At 53.9% G+C, this 19,827-nt stretch carries 14 protein-coding genes (1 of these 14 only partly in view); 5 read left to right on the forward strand and 9 right to left on the reverse strand.

Going from position 1 to position 19,827, the window contains the following annotated elements; genetic code table 11:
* Window positions 1–127: 127 nt before the first annotated feature.
* Together F1728_RS10590 and F1728_RS10595 are read right to left on the reverse strand one after the other, a co-directional pair.
* Complete coding sequence (locus F1728_RS10590; RefSeq protein WP_155364074.1) at window positions 128–1,693, reverse strand: tetratricopeptide repeat protein; 1,566 nt, start codon at window positions 1,691–1,693, stop codon at window positions 128–130.
* On the reverse strand, window positions 1,693–2,928 hold the full coding sequence (locus F1728_RS10595; protein ID WP_155364075.1) for a hypothetical protein: 1,236 nt from the start codon (window positions 2,926–2,928) through the stop codon (window positions 1,693–1,695). Before F1728_RS10595 ends, F1728_RS10590 begins: the two co-directional genes overlap by 1 nt.
* 333 nt (window positions 2,929–3,261) lie before the next feature.
* Between F1728_RS10595 and F1728_RS10600 the strand changes: the two genes are divergently transcribed.
* Genes F1728_RS10600 through epmA form a run of 3 tightly spaced genes read left to right on the forward strand, consistent with a single transcriptional unit; the run spans window position 3,262 to window position 9,011 of the window.
* Window positions 3,262–7,410, forward strand: coding sequence for an FHA domain-containing protein (locus tag F1728_RS10600; RefSeq protein ID WP_155364076.1), 4,149 nt, complete (start codon window positions 3,262–3,264; stop codon window positions 7,408–7,410).
* A 44-nt stretch (window positions 7,411–7,454) separates the two neighbouring features.
* Window positions 7,455–7,913, forward strand: a complete 459-nt coding sequence (locus F1728_RS10605) for a DUF1499 domain-containing protein (protein ID WP_155364077.1) — start codon at window positions 7,455–7,457, stop codon at window positions 7,911–7,913.
* A gap of 39 nt (window positions 7,914–7,952) precedes the next feature.
* Entirely contained in the window at window positions 7,953–9,011 is a 1,059-nt protein-coding gene (epmA, locus tag F1728_RS10610) for an EF-P lysine aminoacylase EpmA (RefSeq protein WP_155364078.1), read from the forward strand.
* Between the two features lie 3 nt (window positions 9,012–9,014).
* Here the strand turns inward: epmA and F1728_RS10615 are convergent, their stop codons facing one another.
* The 7 genes from F1728_RS10615 to F1728_RS10645 form a co-directional block, all read right to left on the reverse strand.
* Window positions 9,015–10,025: a DUF1559 family PulG-like putative transporter gene (locus F1728_RS10615; protein WP_155364079.1), complete on the reverse strand. Its 1,011-nt coding sequence runs from the start codon at window positions 10,023–10,025 to the stop codon at window positions 9,015–9,017.
* 470 nt (window positions 10,026–10,495) lie between these two features.
* Window positions 10,496–11,092, reverse strand: coding sequence for a 3'-5' exonuclease (locus F1728_RS10620; protein WP_155364080.1), 597 nt, complete (start codon window positions 11,090–11,092; stop codon window positions 10,496–10,498).
* A 126-nt stretch (window positions 11,093–11,218) separates the two neighbouring features.
* Window positions 11,219–11,716 carry a hypothetical protein gene (locus F1728_RS10625; RefSeq protein WP_155364081.1) on the reverse strand — a complete coding sequence of 166 codons (498 nt, stop codon included), beginning with the start codon at window positions 11,714–11,716 and terminating at the stop codon, window positions 11,219–11,221.
* A 46-nt stretch (window positions 11,717–11,762) separates the two neighbouring features.
* Window positions 11,763–12,071, reverse strand: a complete 309-nt coding sequence (locus F1728_RS10630; RefSeq protein WP_155364082.1) for a hypothetical protein — start codon at window positions 12,069–12,071, stop codon at window positions 11,763–11,765.
* Window positions 12,072–12,406: 335 nt separating this feature from the next.
* On the reverse strand, window positions 12,407–13,732 hold the full coding sequence (locus tag F1728_RS10635) for a Gfo/Idh/MocA family protein (RefSeq protein ID WP_155364083.1): 1,326 nt from the start codon (window positions 13,730–13,732) through the stop codon (window positions 12,407–12,409).
* Window positions 13,733–13,825: 93 nt separating this feature from the next.
* Entirely contained in the window at window positions 13,826–14,491 is a 666-nt protein-coding gene (locus tag F1728_RS10640) for a tetratricopeptide repeat protein (protein ID WP_155364084.1), read from the reverse strand.
* 47 nt (window positions 14,492–14,538) lie between these two features.
* Complete coding sequence (locus F1728_RS10645) at window positions 14,539–14,883, reverse strand: hypothetical protein (RefSeq protein WP_155364085.1); 345 nt, start codon at window positions 14,881–14,883, stop codon at window positions 14,539–14,541.
* A 392-nt stretch (window positions 14,884–15,275) separates the two neighbouring features.
* Between F1728_RS10645 and F1728_RS10650 the strand changes: the two genes are divergently transcribed.
* Window positions 15,276–16,475 (forward strand): PP2C family protein-serine/threonine phosphatase, encoded by a 1,200-nt coding sequence (locus tag F1728_RS10650; RefSeq protein WP_155364086.1) that lies wholly within the window; start codon window positions 15,276–15,278, stop codon window positions 16,473–16,475.
* A gap of 12 nt (window positions 16,476–16,487) precedes the next feature.
* Window positions 16,488–19,827 carry the 5' portion of a PAS domain S-box protein gene (locus tag F1728_RS10655; RefSeq protein ID WP_155364087.1) on the forward strand. 209 nt of this gene lie beyond the right edge of the window, so the window shows 3,340 of its 3,549 coding nt (coding positions 1–3,340); its start codon is at window positions 16,488–16,490; the stop codon falls past the right edge of the window.

Here is a 19,827-nt window from a genome sequence, read left to right on the forward strand (position 1 = left end):
AAAGCAGCTAAACCATAGTGTCTGCAACGGTTTCTTACAATGTTGATTCAATGAAAGCCGGGATTCTCAACGGATTTTCACAATCACACGTGCGCATTTCAGTCTGCTTCACAGGCTCTGCATTCGCTTACTCAACCGTTGATGTTTCGGGCACTATCCCACCGGCTGCCGCGGCGGCGTTTTTGATACGGATGACTTTGAATTCGTCTGCCCGCTGCTTGCGGGAGAGCTGAATGATCAGCCCCTGGTTCCCGGCTTCACCATAGATCCAGAGCTCATTGATCGCCCCGCCGGAAATACTGCGACTGACCTGTGTTGGCGCTCCCAGTGCTTTCTTAACCTGATCCCGGTTCATGCCGGCGACCACAGTACCGTTGCGAATCGCCTTGCGAATCGGGTCGTCGCGAAACTCCTTAACTTCCTGGGGATCGAGCCATTTATCTTCATGCAACATATACCCCAGCCGTCCCAGCATGGTTGCGGTTTCCGTCGATTTGGGATTCAGTTCCCAGGCCTGCAGCAGAAGTTTAACTGCCCCGGGCCTGTTCCCCGTCAGCTCCATCAGGTCGCGGGCCACACTCACGCGGCCATCCGCATCGCCGGGCTCAAGTTTCTTCCGACGGGCTTCCACCCAGTTTTCCAGGGTCTGCTTCGCTTTGGTCTGATCGCCGCGCTGCTGGTATTCTTTCGCCAGATCCAGAACGTACTGTCGGGGGAGTTCGTCAATCCGATGGAAGTCAAAGCTGAGCTGCATCTGCTCATACTGTCTGGCAAGGTCAGGTCGTTCGGGCAGCTGTTTTTTGATATCTGCGGCGATCTTGAAGCCGTTACTCCCCCCTTCAGCGAGTCCTTTGAGAATCTGATCGAGCACAATCTGTGAATAGAACCAGCGAAACATCTGCTGCCGCTGCTCCGGGTTTGCTTTTTGAAACTCGGCCACCTGGTCTGCGAGATAGCGTTTGCGTTCAGCCGGCTGATCGGCTTTGAGCGGGGTAATACTTTTGGGAAACAGTTTGATCAGCTGCGCGCGGACGGGGTCCGCATTGGAATCTTTCTGTTTTTTCAGCTGTTCCCATTCGAGAACCAGGGCTTCGTGCCGGTAGGCCTCTGCCAGCCGGGGATCCAGTTTGAATTCCTGTGCCTTCTCAGCCAGTTTCATCAGGTTCTCCGGCTGCTTGACCCGCAGCTGGCTGTATTCGGCTTCGACGCCTCTGCGAAATGCATTGAGTGCTTTCTGTTTGAGTTCCTCGTCGTTATAAAACTCAGCCCGCTGCTGTCCCCAGTTCGCGAGTTCATACCAGTCGCGGGGATCACTCAAATCGATTTTGGATTGTTCGGTAACGAAATGCTCCAGGTCGCCCGGTAATTTTTTGAGCGATGTAATCTTAAACAGCAGCCGTCCGTTCTCGCGGGCCAGTTGACCGGTCACTTCCACATTCTGAAAGCTGTCATCCAGCCGGGGCACCTTCCCGGCAAAGTAGAAGGGGATCGGGCAGTTACGGAACCGCATTGACAGCGAGTTGTACGTTGAAACGCGTCCTTCCAGCGTCTGCGTCACGCCCAGCAGTTTATTCCATTGTTCGCGCTGACTCACAAAGTTCTGGATACTGCGGTCGGCGGCGAAGACATCACCCGTGCCGATCAACGACAGGCAGAACATAGACAGACAGCAGGTGTGTATCAGGCGTTGCATCACAGGGCACGCTCCAGAAATAGAGTTTGTTGCTTGAGCAGTTTTTCGACATGGCCCCGGTCGTGATATTCATCGAAGGGAATGCCCAGTTGCTCATACAGATTCAGGTGTGACCAGAGAAATGCGGTTTTGCCGTCGAGCAGAATCACGCCGGACGCAGGCTGATTTTGATCCTGCTCAAAGGTCTTCATCTGCGCGGCGAAAATCAGCGGCTCACCGGGGTGCCTTTCGACATACTCACGAAATGACGGGTCGACCAGATCCAGATTCAACGTGTATTCATCCAGCATCACCGGAAAATTGAGCCGGTATCGAGGTCCTGCTTCCTCTTTACCGTAGGAGACGGGAGAGAGCGTGGTTTCAAATATGAGCCAGCTGCCTTCATAACGAATGTCAAACAGGGACTGCCAGCCTTTAAGATCCTGTTCCTTGATCTGAGTGACCGCTTCTTCAGCGATGTCAAACAGCGGAGCCCCCGCCTGGCGGTTCAGTGCATCCAGTTCCCGCGCGGTCTGCTGCACGTCGTATGCCTGACGGTCATGCCTGCCCAGTATATCCACGGCTTCAGACGCCTGTTGATATGCACTGTTCGCCCCGACCAGATCTCCCTCTTCCATCAGTTTTTGTCCGGCTTCGGATGCCGTTTTGAGAGTGACCTCGGCTTTCTCAATCTGACGGCTGTGCCAGATGCCGTAACCGGTGAATCCAATGATCAACACGATTCCCGCCAGGATCGCCCGAAACGGTGTGATCAGCCGGGTACGCGGGGGTGGCAGTTCAAAGGGTGAGAGCTCGGCCTGAGCGGGCTGACTGTTGTCTGTCCCCTGGCCTTTGCGGGTCGCCTGTTTCTGCTGGCGTTTCTCCCGCAGGCGCGTCACCAGCGGGGAATTCAATAAGTATTCCGTAATCCGCTGCTGGGTCGGAATCTTCTTCTTTTTCTTCCGGGACTGAAGCGGGGGATAGGTATTACGGGGCAGAATAAAATAGCTTTCGCCGCACTGCTGACAGGTATGCCTGTAGGGGGCCTTGCGTCGATATCCGGAAAGGCTCACGCCACAGACGCAGACGATCTCATACGGCTCCGGTATATCTTCTTCGCGACGCTTTGCCTTCGACGGATTTTTCAGCCAGTGTGCCATATAACCGGTACCATTTGCGAGACAGGCCCCAGGAACCTGCCGTGTCGCCGTCATGGAATGGAGAGTGCAAATCAGAATTGAAACAGTCGTAACCATTATAGACATCCCGGCTGCCGATGTCACAGGACTCTGTAGAAGAGAGCGGTTTCACGACCATTTTTGTCTGAAATTCCGGAAATGCAGCGAAATACCAGCGGGGTGACAATACCTACAATCGTCATTTTCGCGCCGAGTTACCTGACACCTTTATTTCAGAGAAATCCCTCCATTTGTGCAGGTGCCAAAGTTTGACCGACCTCTGTTTCTGAGGTATATGCCAGTAGAAATTGTATGTTTCTTTTTTGAATCATCGTCACATTTGAACTCTCTGGTTACTGCGACAGCTACGTTCCCCGCCGTACCAGCCACGTGTTTTTTTGGAGTAGCAGGATGTTAACGACCTCATCCACAGCCTCTCAGTCAGGGCAGCAGACGAGCACATCAGGGCTCGAAGTCTGCCTCGTGCCATTAACTCATCGTATTGCTCCACTCAAACTGACCACCGGTGAATATCTGATCGGTTCAGGGGCGGAATGCGCGGTCCGGCTGGAAGAACCGGGAATTGCTCCGGAACACTGTCGGCTGACAATCACCGACTTTGACGCGACGATCGAAGCCATCGATCACCGGCTGTGGGTTAACGAACGCCCCATTCGACGACTGACGTTGACGCAGGGTATGAAGCTTCTCATCGGGCCCGTGAAGTTCGAGGTCGAATCAATCGAAGAAGTGACTCCTGCCACGAAACCAGAAATAGAACCAGCGTCCGTCAATGCGCCGGCTGCTACCCGTACCCAAATTGAGATCCCGGAAGAACTGCGTGCCCTGGCTGCATTCCAGAAACAGCTCGAAGAACGTCAGCAACTCCTGAAACAGATCGAACAGGAGCAGGTTGCCCTGCAGCAGGAAATGCAGGCACAGGAAGCAGAACTGGAACAGTTGCAGGAACGCTTCACCCTGCAGCCCCCTGCTCCGCCCGAACCGGTGTCCCGCTCTGCAGAACAGGAGGACTCAATCCGTTCTTTTGATGCAGCGATCCTGGAACTGGATCAGAAACTGCAGCAGCTGGAACTTCTCAAGGAAGATGTGGCCACGGAACAGCAGCAGATCATTGTCGGTCAGCGACAACTGGAAGGTCAGCATCAACGATTACAGCGCCTGCAGCAGAATCTGAAGGACGAACGAAACAACATCACTGCGGAACAGCGCGCCCTGGTCGCAGCCTGGATCGATCTGGAACAGACGCATGCCGCCGATCGGTCTGAGCAGGAAACCGAACGTGCATGGCTGGAAGCAGATCAGTCTGCCCAACAGCATTCAACGGCTGCCGTCATCGAGATTGAGCGTGCCCTCAGAAACTGGGAACAGGATCTGGCAGAACAGCACAACCAGTTGAATAACCGGGCAGAAGATCTGGAACAGCGTCAGCAGGAAATGGAATCGAAACAACTGTCCCTGACAGAGCAGCAGCAGCAGAACCTCGATGTCGCCCAGCAGAACGCAGCTGACCAGAGCGCCCTGCAACAGGAACTGGAAACAGAGCGGGAACAACTGCAACAGGAGCGGGATTCCCTGGAAACCGCGCGACAGGAATTAGCAGCACAGCAGTCCCGAGTGGAAGCAGATACAGAGGCCTGCACGCAGCAGCAACAGGAATTGCAGTCACAACGTGAAGCCTTCGATCAGAAATCAGCGGCTCTGGAAGAATTGCAAACCGAACTCTCCCGGCAGCAGGACGAACTGACGGCCCAGCAGTCAGAACTCGAGCAGCGACAGGCGGCTCTGGAGTCTCAGGTTGAGGAACTGTCAGCAGAGCGGGCTCAACTCGAAACGCAGCAGGCAGAGCTGGCCACACAGACGGAACAGCTGAAAGCCGAGCAGAGTGAATTCGAAACTGAAAAACTCGAATGGGACAATGCCCGTACCGAACTGGAACAGGAACAACGTGAGCTGGGAGTAGCCCGCGCTGAACTGGATGATCAGCGTACCGAACTCACACAGAAAAGTGAAGAACTCGAGCAGTTACAGCAGAAGCTGAAGACACAGGAACAACTGCTGACCGACCGCGAAACAGAACTGAATCAATCAGAGGCAGAGCTGGAATCGAAACAATCTGCGTTTGAGCTTAAACAAAGCGAACTGGAGACAAATCGAAGCTCCAGTGAGGAAGAACGGGCCGCGATCACTCGGGACCGTGAAGAGCTGGAAGTGGAGCGAGAGAAATTAGAGCAGGCACAATCTACGCTGGATCAGCAACAGGATGAAATTGAGCGTCAGAAATTCGAATTGTCTGAGCGTGAGTCTGAACTGGAAGCACGGCAGCAGGAACTTGAACAACTACAGACCAGCCTGGAAGCGCAGCAGTCTTCCCTGGAAACCGCACAGACAGAATTAGAGAACACGCAGGCCGAACTCGCCCAGTCACAGGTAGCGCTGGAAACAGAACGAACCGAACTCGACGAAGCCCGTACCGAACTGGAACGCGCCAAATCCGGCTTGCAGGATCAGGGGGAACTAGAAACACGCGAGCAGGGGTTAGCAGAACGGGAAGCCCGTATTGCAGAGCAGGAACAGGAACTTGCAAAACTGATCAGCGAGCAGAAGCAACGCGCTGAGCAACCAGAGAGTGTGCCTGCCAGGGATGTCGTGGATACGACTGCAACAGAGAAACTGGCGGTTGAGCGTGACGAACTGGAACAGCTGCGATCTGACCTGGAACAGCGTGCAGCAGAGCTCACAGAACGGGAAACCGAACTGGAAGAACTCACTCAGAGCCAGGAACAGTTAAAGGCTGCCCAGGAAACATTGCAGGCAGGTGAAACCCGGTTGCTGGAAGCTCAGACGGAACTCGAAGAACAACAGGAACAGTTGAGTGCGCAAGAGCGACAACTGGCAGAACGCGAAGCCGAACTTGCACAGCGGGAAACCGAGCAGGAAACGCTCACTCAGGATCAGCAACAGCTGAAGGCGGCCCAGGAAGCATTGCAGGCGGATCAAAGCCGGTTACAGCAGGCCCAGGCTGAACTCGGAGAACGTGAGGAACAGCTGAATGAGCGGGAACGGCAACTGGCGGCCCGGGAAGCAGAACTCGCGGAACGCGAACAGGAACTGACAGACAGTCAGCAAGCGTACGATGAAGAACAGTCGACGATCTCTCAACTGGCCACAGAGCGGGAACAGTTAATGTTAGATCGTGATCAGCTGGAGATTGATCGCGACGAGATCAGCCGTCAGCGGGATGATCTGGAATCACAGCAGATCCAGATCGAGAAAGATCGCGGGCAACTGGACGATCGGGAACATATCGTTGAACTGCGGGAGCAACAATTGAATGAACGCGAAAGCCTGATGGCAGAAGTGGGACTCCCTGCCAGCGGGATGGAAGACCATACCGCCGCAGATCCTGAGTCAGCAGTGCTGACGGAAACTGACACCGCTCAATCAGCCCCTTCTGAAACAGAAACACCTCAAGCGACCGGTTCTCTGCTGGAATCATTCTTGAGCCAGCCCGATGAGACACCCGAGCCGGAACCAGTTGTCGAATCAGAATCAAAACCGGAAGAGGCTGCGACACTGCAGACAAGCCGGCTGCTAAGCATGTTCTCGCATGAGACTCCTGCAGAACCGGAAGTTATTCCCGAAGACCACGCCACACCGAGCATGGAGCATACTGAGTCAGCAGAAACGCAGTCTGCTAATGAGTCGACGGCCGCGGAAACCTCTCCTGCTCCGCAGGCAGAAGAGGAAGAAAACTCGATTGCAGCCTATATGGAAAAACTGCTGGAGCGATCACGTTCCAAGTCTCCTGGTTCACAACCAAATCAGAAACAATCTGGGTCAGCAAAGTCGGCTGGCGCGACGCATCAACCGGGAGCCGGTATGTCGCAAGACCAGCATACCACCGCTCCCCAGCTGTCGATGGAAGAAAAACTGGCGACGCTGAACCAGGCTCCCACGCACTCCCAGGATCGCGATGCGGTTCGCGATGCGATGAACTCATTCCGCGATGTGGCCAATTATTCGGCCCGCATGGCGATCGCCCGGCATTCGATGAAGCACCAGAAAACGGATCTACTCTTCAAAGGAATTCTGACCGGTGTCTGTGTGCTGACCACCCTGATTATCTTCGCGGAGTCGATCTGGGGGTCTAATACACTGGGGATCATTAAATGGGCGGCACTGGCTGTGAGCATTACTTCGTCTGCTCAGTTTCTGCGTGCATTGGTGCAGGTAAAGCAGCTGTTCCCCGATAAATCGAAGCTGGAGCCCGGTACAGAAAGCGAACAAGTCCATCCTCAAGCAGTCACAGAACCCGAGACGGCGGTAGAACTCATGGATTTTCAGGACGCACAGGAAGTTTCAGAAGAGAGTAATTCATTTTCTGCTGATGAAGAACCATTGTCAGCAGATGAGGAAGAACTACAATCACTGGAAGCACAACTGCTGAAAAATGCCCACCGTAAGCGAATAACTCCCCAGGCCGATGCGGATCACGAATTGCAGGATCAGCCTGATTTTGAAACGGATGCAGAACCATAACCAGTCCCCACAAGACAACACGAAACAGGAGGCGTATTAGATACATGATTTTGATCTGGTGCGTCTCTTTTTTCATTGCTGTCTGGCTCGGCATCGTAGTGGTGAATTCCCTGACTTCCCCACCTGACAACCTGGGAGTTAACGATGGTAAACTCAGTTCCTGCCCGGAATCTCCAAACTGCGTCTGTTCCTGTGACTCCTCGAAAACGCATACTGTCGCCCCCCTGGCATTTACCGATTCCCCGGCTCAGGCGCGTGAGCGACTGCTGTCAGTCCTGGGTGAATATCCCGGCTGTCAGATTGTGACGGCAGATGAGAACTATCTGCGGGCGGAATTTCGTACACGCTGGCTGCGGTTTGTCGATGACGTTGAGTTCCTGATCGAACCAGGTCAAAATGTGATCCAGGTGCGATCCGCATCACGCATCGGTTATTCCGACCTGGGAACCAACCGCGGACGGATCGATTCGATTCGTCAGAAATTCGCAGCGACCGCACCTTAACTTGATCCGAAACCAGGCACCTGCCATCTGAGGCCCGCTGTGACAGAGCTCCCCGATTATTTACCGACCGCTGCACTGGATACTCTGCAACAACGAAGCGTGTTACTGCGAACCATACGGGAATTCTTCCATTCGCGCGAATACTGGGAAGTCGAAACGCCTCTCCTCTCTCGGGATACTGTTGTTGATGCCTATATCGATCCCTTCACCAGTGAGTGGAGAGCCGAAGAAGGAACTGGTCAGTCAGCTGCTGACCGGGGTGCTGCAATCCGCTTCCTGCAGACCTCACCCGAATTCGCCATGAAGCGTCTGTTGACCGCAGGAGCAGATCGGATCTACCAGATTACGCATGCCTTCCGACAGGCCGAGCGGGGCGAGATGCATAACCCCGAATTCAGTATGCTGGAATGGTATCGACAGGGGGAGACGCATCAGGAGCAGATGACTTTTGTGGAGACTCTCGTACGCGCCATTTATCAGACGGCTGCTGATATTTCGGATCAGAGTAAGCGACATCCACTGCCCAGCGAGGCATTCACCCGGCTGAGCTATGAAGCCGCTTTTCAGCAGTTTGCCGGGCTCTCTGCTTTGAGTTCATCTGCTGAAGAATTTGCCCGGGTTGCAGAATCAAAACAGATTTCTGTACCGGGGGGCTTTGATACCACTGACCGTTTAAGCTGGCAGAACCTGATTCTGGTAGAACTGGTCGAACCTGAGTTGAAACGCATGGGGGCCGTCTTTGTTTATGATTACCCTCCCGAGCAATCCGCATTGGCCAGGGTCCGTCCCGCCGATGAACAGTCACCACTTGAAGTGTCGGAACGGTTCGAACTCTATCTGCAGGGAGTCGAAATCTGTAATGGCTATCACGAACTGACTGACGCGGCAGAACTGCGGGCACGTATTCAGAAACAGTCAGAACTGCGTCAACAGGAACAGCGGCTGGTACTGCCAGCGGAGAGTTATTTGTTACAGGCAATGGAAGCCGGCCTGCCCGCCTGCGCGGGAACCGCGTTGGGACTCGACCGGCTGATCATGCTGGCGCTGGGAAAACGGAGACTGCAGGAAGTGATTGCGTTTCCGTTTGACCGTGCCTGAAGCTTACCATTCAGCGGTAACGCGTTCGTTTCCATTCCGGGTACAGAGCGCCAGGAACACCCGGGCATCAATATTTTTCGCCATCCCGCGGGCAGAGCCATCAGCGAGTGCGAAGTGAACGACGTCATCGTGCCATGATCCAAAGGTCAGATGGATTGTCTGGCTCATATGGGGTGGACCATCAAAGTTGGTCCCTTCATGGAAGATGGGAGCGTTCGAACCCGCATTAGGGTCGAAGACCGCTCCCGAGACGGCGCTATGGCTGTCTGCCCAGAAACCAAAGGCCGCTTCTCCGAAGAGCAGCGTATTGGATTCGCCATCCTGCATATCGCGTACTTTGGTCGCGCTGTTCGGACCGAAAACACCACCCCGAAACTGGGCACTAAAAGGACTGACTGAAGAGTATCCGGTCAGTAGTCCACCAACGCCACGATAGTTGCAATACCCCAGGTCCCGGGGACGATTCGAGGGGAGGGAAGCACTGGGACAGATGTAACTTTCAATGGGAACCGTGCTCGCCACTTTGCTGTCTTGTTCAAATTTGCCAAGATCATAATCGATATTCACTGTCGTAGCATTCATATCGGACAGGATCAGAGCCTGCCAACCCCACCAGGGGGAGAGTTCCCATTCAGTCAGGCTCCACTGGTTCACGGGCACTTTATTACCGTTGGAATCCGTAGTATGAGTATCTACTGGAATTACCACATTTTCGGCGAAAGCCACATTGGCATTTGATGGACCAGACTGCTGAACCCCATTCGCATCGACGGCCATCGCTTCAATCCAGCCGGAAGGGAACGAGCGAAACGAACTTTCATAGTTCATTGTGGCCAGGGCGATCTGTTTCAGATTATTGATGCACTGTGTGCGACGTGCCGCCTCGCGAGCCCGTTGAATCGCAGGCAGCAACATGGCAGCCAGGATCGCAATGATTGCCATCACGACGAGCAGCTCAATCAGCGTAAACCCCTTGCGGGATGAATGTTTGGAATCTGAAATGAGTTCGCGCATCGATCACTCCCTGTAAATGTTGAACATGATCCCAGCCCGATGCAGTTTGACGGGATTTTGTAACTCGAAAAGGGTTGTTGCCTGGTCTCCAGTACGCTTTTCTATCCTGATATCTTCCACCTGCGCAGTGCAGAAGTCAATTCCCAATCGACCGCGTGCAGCATAAAAGATACCGATGAACAGTCTATTTTAAACCAGCCGGAAAACAAACGCAAATAGCGACTTCTTTTTCCCATTAATTTTATGGAACTTGACGCAGATAAGTCAGCTAACCTATTGATGCTTAACGCAGTTTTGAACGGGTTGGCTACTGCTTTAATACAGGGTCAGTAAGCCTCCAGGGAGCTCCGCATGGCGTACATTCCCTGTCTACTGGTTTAGAAATCAACCATCATTCTTACGTAAAGATCTGCGCAAAGATGAAAAAAACTCAGTGTTTCTTGAGTTTTTCCTGTTTCCTGTCTGTGGTATCAGGATTTCGCTGCGTCAGCGACTTTAAGATCCCCCACAATCCAGGGCAGCATGCGGACCATGTTACGGGCATCGTCAATTCCGCGATGATGGGTTCCTTCCAGAGTCAGGCCCGTCAGCTTCAGGGCGCGCGTCATTCCGAATTTTCGCGGATAACCCTGGGTCAGGGAGAACTGCTTTTTCAGATTGAGATGTTCTTTCCCAAAGGGATACTCGCGACCATGGTATCGGCAGTCCTGCTGAAACTGTGATTTGTCATAGTCGCCCCACGAGCAGAACAGAAACGGTTCATACTCCCTGCTCCAATTGATCAGCGCGTCCAGAGCCTGGGGAAAACGGACTGCGGTCGAGACATCGTTCTGAGTAATCGAGGTCAGTTCGGTACAGAAGGGAGTGAGCCGGGGATGCCGGACCGGTTGAATGAAGGTCTGGAATTCAGAGACGGCCTGGAGCGATTCGCTGGCCACGATCACGGCCCCGATTTCGATAATTTCCATCTCGTGGCGGGGCACCGTTTTCTGATTGCAACAGGTGGCTTCCAGATCGATGACCAGGAGATGAGAAGACGCACTCACGGCGTCAGGCAGTTGATGCATGTTGTTCCTTTCTTTGAGAAGTCCTGCATCGCTTCTCAATGTGTTTTTTATTCTTGATTAACTCTGTCGGATTATAAATGGAATTTGCCTGGTGTAAAGGCAAAGCTCCTCAATCGCGGAACGCCTTTAGAACGGTCTTGTGTAATCCCCCGGATCGACGACCGGACGAATGATACGTTTACCGCGGATTAAACTGCGGAGCCCCGGTTCCATAATCAAGAGCAACACGCAATGGATGCCGTACACGGTCATGAAGACGACTTCTTCCATGGTGGCATACTCGGGTGTCTCCTGAGAATAATAGTATCGCATGATCAGAAAGAACCCTTCCATCACCAGGGCCATGATCAGCAATCGCACCAGGACAGACGGCCGAAATTGTTTGTGTTTCCTGCTCCAAAACAGAATCGCCACATTTCCTGACACCACCGGCAACCAGAGAAGCATGGTTTCAGCAAAGAATGGCGGACAATCAACCACCTTCATTAAGAGAGGAAAGATTGTCGACGCCAACATGTAAGCCAGCAGAAACAGAACGTAAGGTGTGCGAGGCAGTTCGACCAGGCGTTGCCTGGCTGTTCGATACCAGCGGGTAAATGTTGGCATGTGTTGCGTGAGATTCATATCAGTTCCTGTTTCATCAGCCAATGAAGTATCCCAGTCCGACGCACTACAGGTGCAACAGTCCCCAGAACGAGAAGACTCCGTAAGCCAGGAAGAAAAACAGGAACATATAAAAGATAAAAGTCCGTTCTATATCCTGTTTGCGGAGGGGATAACTGGTTACGACTGTCATCAACAGTGTCAGGTTGAAAAGCAGACAGGACGTGACCCCCAGATTCCAGAGCAGATCATCACCATGACCGGCTGCCAGAAAACAGAATCCGAAAAAGAGTAAGACGGGATTCAACACGAATTGAAATAACGCCAATAGAAACGCGTATAAAAACCGCTTCTGCTGTCGCTCAAGCTGGTCCATAACGGACTCCTCAGATCACTAACTGGACGTCTGCCGGACTCCCCCGTTTCCGGAGAAATCTAGCCCTGCAGTGAGTGAGGCGTAATACAGATAGAAATATCACGCAAAAAAAGAAATTTGCCCAATTTCCGACTCATTTTGATCCTTGCGGCCTGTTTGCCGTTCCCTGAAACAGGCTCCTCATCAGGATCAACCACTTTCTCGACAGGAAATTGAAGAGCTGAAACACCTCATCGTCGGGGATACCGCAGCAGAGGCGTCCGCAGAAAACGAAACCGGACCGGATGCAGAATGAATGCCCGGCAAAACCCCCAGAAGTCATTACCCCGTTTCACTCAAATGAATTGGGTTTTCCCTGGCTGGGCAACAGGGGGAACCTTCAATGGACCAAAGGTATATTCGGGTGGTGTCAGGTCTTCCTGGGAGTTCCAGGCTTCTTCCCAGGTCACATTTTTCCCGGTATAGGAGGCCATGCGTCCCATGATGGCCATCAGCGAACTTTTCGCGGCGTACTCCCCGTTGCAGATGGGGTTCCCGGTGCGAATACTCTCAAACAGGGCCGCGTGTTCCTGGACGTAAGGCAGGTCCTGCACGCCGCCCCGGGCGCTGCCGCGAGCCCGGCTATAACGCCAGGTCTTTGCGCCGCTGAGCGTATTGCGATTTAGATCGGCGGTTCCCTTTGATCCGTAAATCAGCTGAGACGTATCGATGTCGGTGCCATCCTGCTGGCGACAGTAAGCAAAGCAGCGTTCGCCGCCACTATATTCATAACAGATGGCGTGATGATCGAAGATGTGGCCATACAGGGGATCGACCCGCGACTGCCGACCGCCCAGTCCGAAGCATTTGACGGGATATTCATTCTGCATGGCCCAGGACATCAGGTCGAGACCGTGCACGTGCTGTTCCACCAGTTGTCCCCCCGAGAGCCAGGTAAAGTAGTACCAGTTGCGCATCTGCCATTCCATGTCGCTCCATTCGGGTTTGCGGGGATGTGACCAGAGCCCATTGATGTTGTAGTTGGTCTGCAGGGTCACAATCTTTCCGAGCTGCCCTTCATGGATCCGCTTCATCGTTTCCTGCATGGCTTTGCTGTAGCGGAGCATCAGACCGGACATGATGGACAACTTTTTCTCCCGGGCGACACGACAGGTTTCCATCACGGAACGGACGCCGGGGGAGTCGACGGCGACCGGCTTCTCAGCAAATACGTGTTTTCCGGCGGCGATGGCCTGCTTTAAATGCAGCGGGCGGAAGTGGGGCGGCGTGGTCAGCAACACGACATCGACGTCGGTCTGCAACAGTTTTTCATACGCGTCGAAGCCGATGAATTCCTGATCCGGTTTTACGGCGTACTGCTTGCCAATCGTTTTTTTGATCCGGTCGGCACTCGCCTTGAGTTTATCTTCGAAGACATCCGCCATGGCCACGAGCTTTGAATTCGGATCCGCCTGCATGGCATTCACAGCCGCCCCGGAGCCGCGCGAACCACAGCCAATCAGGCCAATGCGGAGTGTCTCCGACTGCTCATTCCCCCCAGCCCAGACATAAGGTGCGGCAGCCAACCCGGCAGCCGTCGCCGTACCTGCCTGCTGGATGAATGTTCTGCGTGTTACCGAATGATCCTGATGAGCGGGGACATCCCCGGACTGTTGACTCATTTCTTTCGTCTCCCGAGTTCACAACTGTGGCAGCTTATCTGTTGTATTCAGCATGACAGAGTCTCCGCGGGATGTCCAGAACAGGAGCCTCCCTCAGTCAGAAAACCCGGGCGGAGCAGTTGGGACATCCTGAATGATCTGGCTGAGTTCATCCTGGAATACGCTGTTCAGATCGTGTTTCTTTATAACCAGAGACAACAGTTCGATCAGGCGTTGCCAGGCGGGTTCTCCAATCGCGGTACGGAATTCGACGTGCCATTGCGCCAGCGCCCGCAGCAGTTCGGTGGGGTATGCATAATCATCATCTTTGACTTCGGCTGAGAGTTGAAGCAAGGGGAACAACAGGCTCTCTGCCGCCTCGAACTGCTGGAGATGTAAGTGGCAGCTGACGATCAATTCCCTGATCTTGATCTGCGACCAGAGGAAATGGAGTTCCAGATTGATCTTCTGAAACTGTGTCAGGGCCATCGCGTATTTGCCGAAATCAAAGGTTTCGTAGCCCAGATGCAGATTGGACTGGTGGTCGTCGGGGGCCAGTGCGACTGCGGTCCGGAATTCTGCTTCGCGGTCGAGCGGCTGCATGACTTCGCGAAAGTGGTAATTCAGATATCCCCGCAGGAAAGCGCGTCCCGCCTGGCCGAGCTGCGGGTCGGCGTCGATCTCTTCCAACAGATATTGAATATCAGCGGAATCCGCTTTCTGGAATCCCTGTTGTTCATCAATGAGGTCCTGATACAGATTCCTGAGTTCGTAATTCAACGATACAAATTCCCGGATACTGTCTAACAACGGCACAGACGATGGTTTCAGAAATAGAACAGCATCTGATTTTCGAGTTCGAGTACAAACGTCGGCCCCGGTTCCAGTGCCTGCCAGCCCTGCTGTCGAGCCTGCTCGATGATGAAGCGGACGTGCTTCGGCGTGATGACAGGATAGTCCGCGCTGTCCTTGTCTCCCGGATCCGAAATATCCAGCCAGTAATCGCGTGTCAGCAGACCACATACTTCCAGGCGGGCGCCCCCTGCCTCACGCTGCACGGTTACATTCAGGCGATAATTCCCGTCTTTGTCGATGCTGGTTGTCGAGACTTTAAAACGGTAGTTTTCTTCGTCCACCACGATGCGGCGGCTGTGTTTGCGGTTCAATGCCATTGAGAAACGACTCCTTCTTTCAGTCTACTGACAATCTCCGCCTGACACAGGTTCAGAAAAGCTGGTCTGTTTTTCGGGAACCTGATCGAATAGACAATAGAGAAATCCCTCCTTAAGAGTTGAAATTCGATTCGCGGAATTCCTGCACATGCAAGCAGCAGAATAAGGCTTTACTTGGCAGTTTTTAAAACTGTTACGGAATCGTTAGATTCATCTTGCTAACTTCAGGAGACATAAGCAAACTTAAATATTACGGACTGCGTACCAATCACAGATCTATGCGCGGTTTAACGTTCGACCTGAAAGATGTGGGCCTGAGGTAACTAATTCAGTGGCAGGAATACAAGGAGGGAAATCGGTTCCTGCCATGCTGCATATACAGCGTGGCCATTATGCAAAATACCTCATTACTACTTGTCGAAGATAACATCCTGGATGCCAGGCTGATCATATCTCGCTTACAGAAGATCGGCTACGATGCTCTCACACATGTTGGTTCTCTGGAAGAAGCAGTAAACTGGCTCAAGTCTGCCCCGCGCGTGGATGTGATCGTACTCGATCTCACGCTGCCCGACTCCATGGGTCTGCATACGTTTCAGTTTCTGCACCAGCGTTTCGCGCATATTCCCATTGTGATTTTAAGTGGACGCAACGATCAGGAACTGGCCATTAAAGCGGTTTCGCTGGGCGCACAGGATTACGTTTTCAAATCCGAAGCGAGCAGTTGTGTGTTGCAGCGATCGATCCGCTATGCCATCGAACGCAGGCACCGCCTGGAAATGGAAATGAACATGATCGCGATGGACCGGGATCTGGAATATGCGCGGGAAATTCAACGGCATCTGCTGCCTCAGACATTGCCGGAAATCGCCGGCGTCGATATGGCAAGTGCTTACATCCCCGCTAACTGGACTGGCGGGGATTTTTTTGACGTGATTCCGATCAGCCGCCAGGTAAAACACAATCATGATCTCTGGCAGCCCGCGCACCTGATGAGCGAAGAAGACAAACTGAATTCCATCTGGGGCCTGACGATTGCGGATGTCAGCAGTCACGGCTTCGCGCCTTCGCTGATCATGGTCGATACCCGCCGCGTACTGCGCACCTGCTCCCACATTCTGCAGGATCCCGGTGAGATTCTGACTTTCGCCAATCGCGCGGTGAGCGAGGTGACTCTGGAGGGGCAGTTTGTGACTCTCTGTTACGGACGTTACGATCCTCTGGAACGGACGCTGGAATACTGTTCGGCGGGGCATCCCTTCTGGGTCATCAATACCGAGGGAATCAGAAGCATGCCCGATTACAACGGTCCCGCCCTGGGACTGCTGCAAGATTACCAATATGGAACGGATGGCAAACTGCAGTTAAAGATTGGCGAAATCCTGCTCGTAGTGACCGATGGTCTGTATGAGTGCCGCTCGGATGATGGGGAGTTATTTGGCATCGAACGGGTGTGCGAGGTTATCCACCAGCATCGAGAGAAACCGGGTAAAGAAATTGTAAAACAGATTCTAAAGGCGATTTATCGTTTCTCGGGATCACTGAGAAGCGAGGACGACATTACCATCCTGTTAATCAAGATGGTCGAGTAGAAAGACAAAGGCATGTCAGGTAAACCGACTCTCTGGTGGGCCCTGCTGGGAGTGCTGCTCTCACTCGTCATGCCGACGGTCGGCAGTGCCATCGTGCTGCTGTTTTATCCGGAGACCCGCTTCGCCCACCTGCCCGTACATTCGCTGCTGGAAACATCAGGCGGTCTGATGGCGGTCTCGATTGCCGGGATCCTGATGGTGGAATCCCGTCGCAAGCCGGAAGCAGTCTGCTACCTGTCGATGGCAAGTGCCCTGATTGCGATGGGCGTACTCGATACATTCCACGCGGCTGTGGAACCGGGCAATGCCTTTGTCTGGCTGCACAGCGTCGCCACCCTTGCGGGAGGGGTGATCTTCGCTACTGTCTGGATCAGTTATGCCCCGCTGTCGGGCCGGCTCTCTCAAGCACTGATCTGGCTGATCCTGCTGACCAGCTGCCTGTTGGGATTACATGCCTGCGTGTTCCCCACTCAACTGCCGTCGATGATTACTGAGGGCAACTTTACTCCACTGGCGCGGGCGCTCAATATCTGTGGCGGCGTGGGATTTCTGATCGCGGGACTGTTTTTCATTGTGCGGTTCCATAAAACAGCACAGCATGAATCGTGGCTGTTTGCCGTGCATACGATGTTGCTGGGGGCAGCGGGGATTCTGTTTGAAATGTCGGCACTGTGGGACATGGCCTGGTGGTGGTGGCATTTCCTGCGGATCAGTGCCTACATCGCTGCCCTTTCGTTTGCACTGCGGGCGTACCACGCCACGGAGCAGCAACTGATCGATCTCAACCGGCGTCTACAGACCTCCAATGAGCGGCTGGATCAGACCGTTGCCCAACGCACCCGGGAACTGGAGGCCAAAGAGGAGCGGTTCAAGCTGGCCGTTGCGGGATCCACCGATGGACTGTGGGACTGGGATCTGCTGACCAATAAGGTCTATTACGCGACACGCTTCAAGGAACTGCTGGGACTCAAAGAAGAGGAAATGGGTGACGACTTTTTCGAATTTGAATATCGTCTGCATCCCGATGATCTCACCCCAACCAAAGCCGCCCTCAGCAGACACATCGAACGGCGTAAACCGTATGACGTGGAGTACCGACTTCAGTTGAAAAACGGGGCTTACCGCTGGTTTCGTGCCCGTGGGCAGGCGATCTGGGATGACCGGGGACGCGCAGTGCGGATGGCGGGATCGATTACCGATATTCACGACCAGAAGCTGGCCGAAGCCGCGCTCGAGTACGAACAGTTTCTGCTGGAAACCCTGCTCACCTATCTGCCCGATGAGATCATGTTCAAAGATACCGAAGGTCGGTTCCTGCGTGTGAGTGCGGCGCTTGCCCGGCGACTGGGAATAGAGAATCCCAAAGAGATGGAGGGGCTCTCCAACTTCGATTTCTTCCCCGCGGATTACGCCCGGAAACGCCTCGCGCAGGAACGGGATCTGATGCAGAACGGAATCGAGATGTTGCGTCGGGAAGAGAATCTGGAGGGACCAAACGGGAAGAATCTCACCATGCTGACAACAAAAATCCCGCTACGGAACCGCAAGGGGAAAGTCATCGGCACCTTCGGCATCGCACACGATATTACCGAAATCAAACGGGCTGAAGAACGCTTTCGGCTCGTTGTGGAAGCGACGCCGAACCCGATCCTGCTGGTGAATCTCGCGGGCACGATCCAGTTGGCCAACTGGGCCGCGTTCCAGATGTTTGGTTACCACCTGGACGTGTTGATCGGCATGACACTGGAAAACCTGTTCTCCCAGCACTCGGGGGACGTGGAAATTCAGAACCTGCGCGAACTGCTGAACCATCCGCGGGCGAGGTTGCTTTACGAGCCCCAGGAAGTAAACGGCGTCTGTCAGGACGGGAAGCTGATTCCCCTGGAAGTCCGACTGATTCCCGTGGAAATCGACGATGAGCAGATGGTGCTGATCAGTCTGTTTGACATGACCGTGCATAAACAGATTGACGAAACTCTGCAGCGGGCCCGGCTGGCCGCCGAGCAGGCGAATGAAGAAAAGAGCCGCTTCCTGGCCAATATGAGTCACGAGATCCGCACGCCATTGAATGCGATCATCGGCATTTCTGAGCTGCTGCTCGATGATTCACCAACACCCCAGCAGCGGGAATTTTTGACGATCGTACTGGAATCGGGCGAATCGCTGCTTGCAATCATAAATGATCTCATCGATATCTCCAAAATTGAGGCGGGAAAACTCGAACTGGAGACGGTTCCCTTTGATCTGCGGGAAGAGATCGGCAAGGTCTTTCGGTTGCTCAGTTCACACAACCGGGAGAAAAATCTGGCGATCACGTGGGAGGTACACGAGGCAGTACCGCAGACTCTGATTGGTGATCCCGTGCACCTGAGACAGGTGTTGATGAACCTGGTGGGGAATGCGATCAAATTTACGCTTGAGGGGGAGGTCCACCTGGAGGTCACACGCGAAGCCGATGAAGCAGAGAGCCGCGTGCAACTGCTGTTTACGGTCCGCGATACGGGCATCGGCATTCCAGCAGAACAGTTGGAGCGGATTTTCTCGCGGTTCGTGCAGGCGGACTCTTCGACCACGCGTCAGTTTGGCGGTTCGGGACTGGGCCTGACAATCACTGCCGGCATTGTCGAAGCGATGCAGGGACGCATCTGGGCAGAAAGCGAAGAGGGCCACGGCAGCATCTTCCGCTTCACGCTCACGCTGCCGGTGGGGAACGCGTTGGAAGAGAAAGTCGCCAGTAATTCCCCTGAAACAGAAGCGTTGCCGTCTGAGAGACCGGCTCTGCGGATGAGTGCGCCGCTGCGGGTACTGGTCGCCGAGGATGGAAGATCGAACCAGCGGCTGGTTAAAGCGCTGCTGGAGAAGTGGGGACATACTGTGCAGATCGCGGAAAATGGACGTCTTGCGGTACAGCGCTGGCGAAGTGAGCCGTTCGATCTGATCCTGATGGATGTAACGATGCCCGAAATGGACGGGCTGGAGGCGACGGGCTTGATTCGTGAAGAGGAAGCGGAGAGCGATGCACACATTCCGATCATCGCGATGACAGCGCGGGTGATGCAGTCCGATGTGAAAGCGTGTCTTGAGTCGGGAATGGATGGCTACATTGCCAAGCCGATTCATAAACAGGAACTCGATGCTGCTTTGGTGAAGTTCTTGCCTGCGACTGCTGTCGACGAATCAGACGACATACCGGCTGAACCGGAACCAGATGCGTGCGAAGCTCTGGTTGACTGGCAGGAAGCATTACGGGTGGTCGAGGGGGATGAAGGCCTGCTCTGCGAGTTGATCCGGGAAAGTCTCACCGAACTGCCTGAATTAATGGAACGGTTGGAACGGGATTTGAAACACGGCG

This window comes from Gimesia benthica (genome assembly GCF_009720525.1).
In the GTDB taxonomy this organism is placed as follows: domain Bacteria; phylum Planctomycetota; class Planctomycetia; order Planctomycetales; family Planctomycetaceae; genus Gimesia; species Gimesia benthica.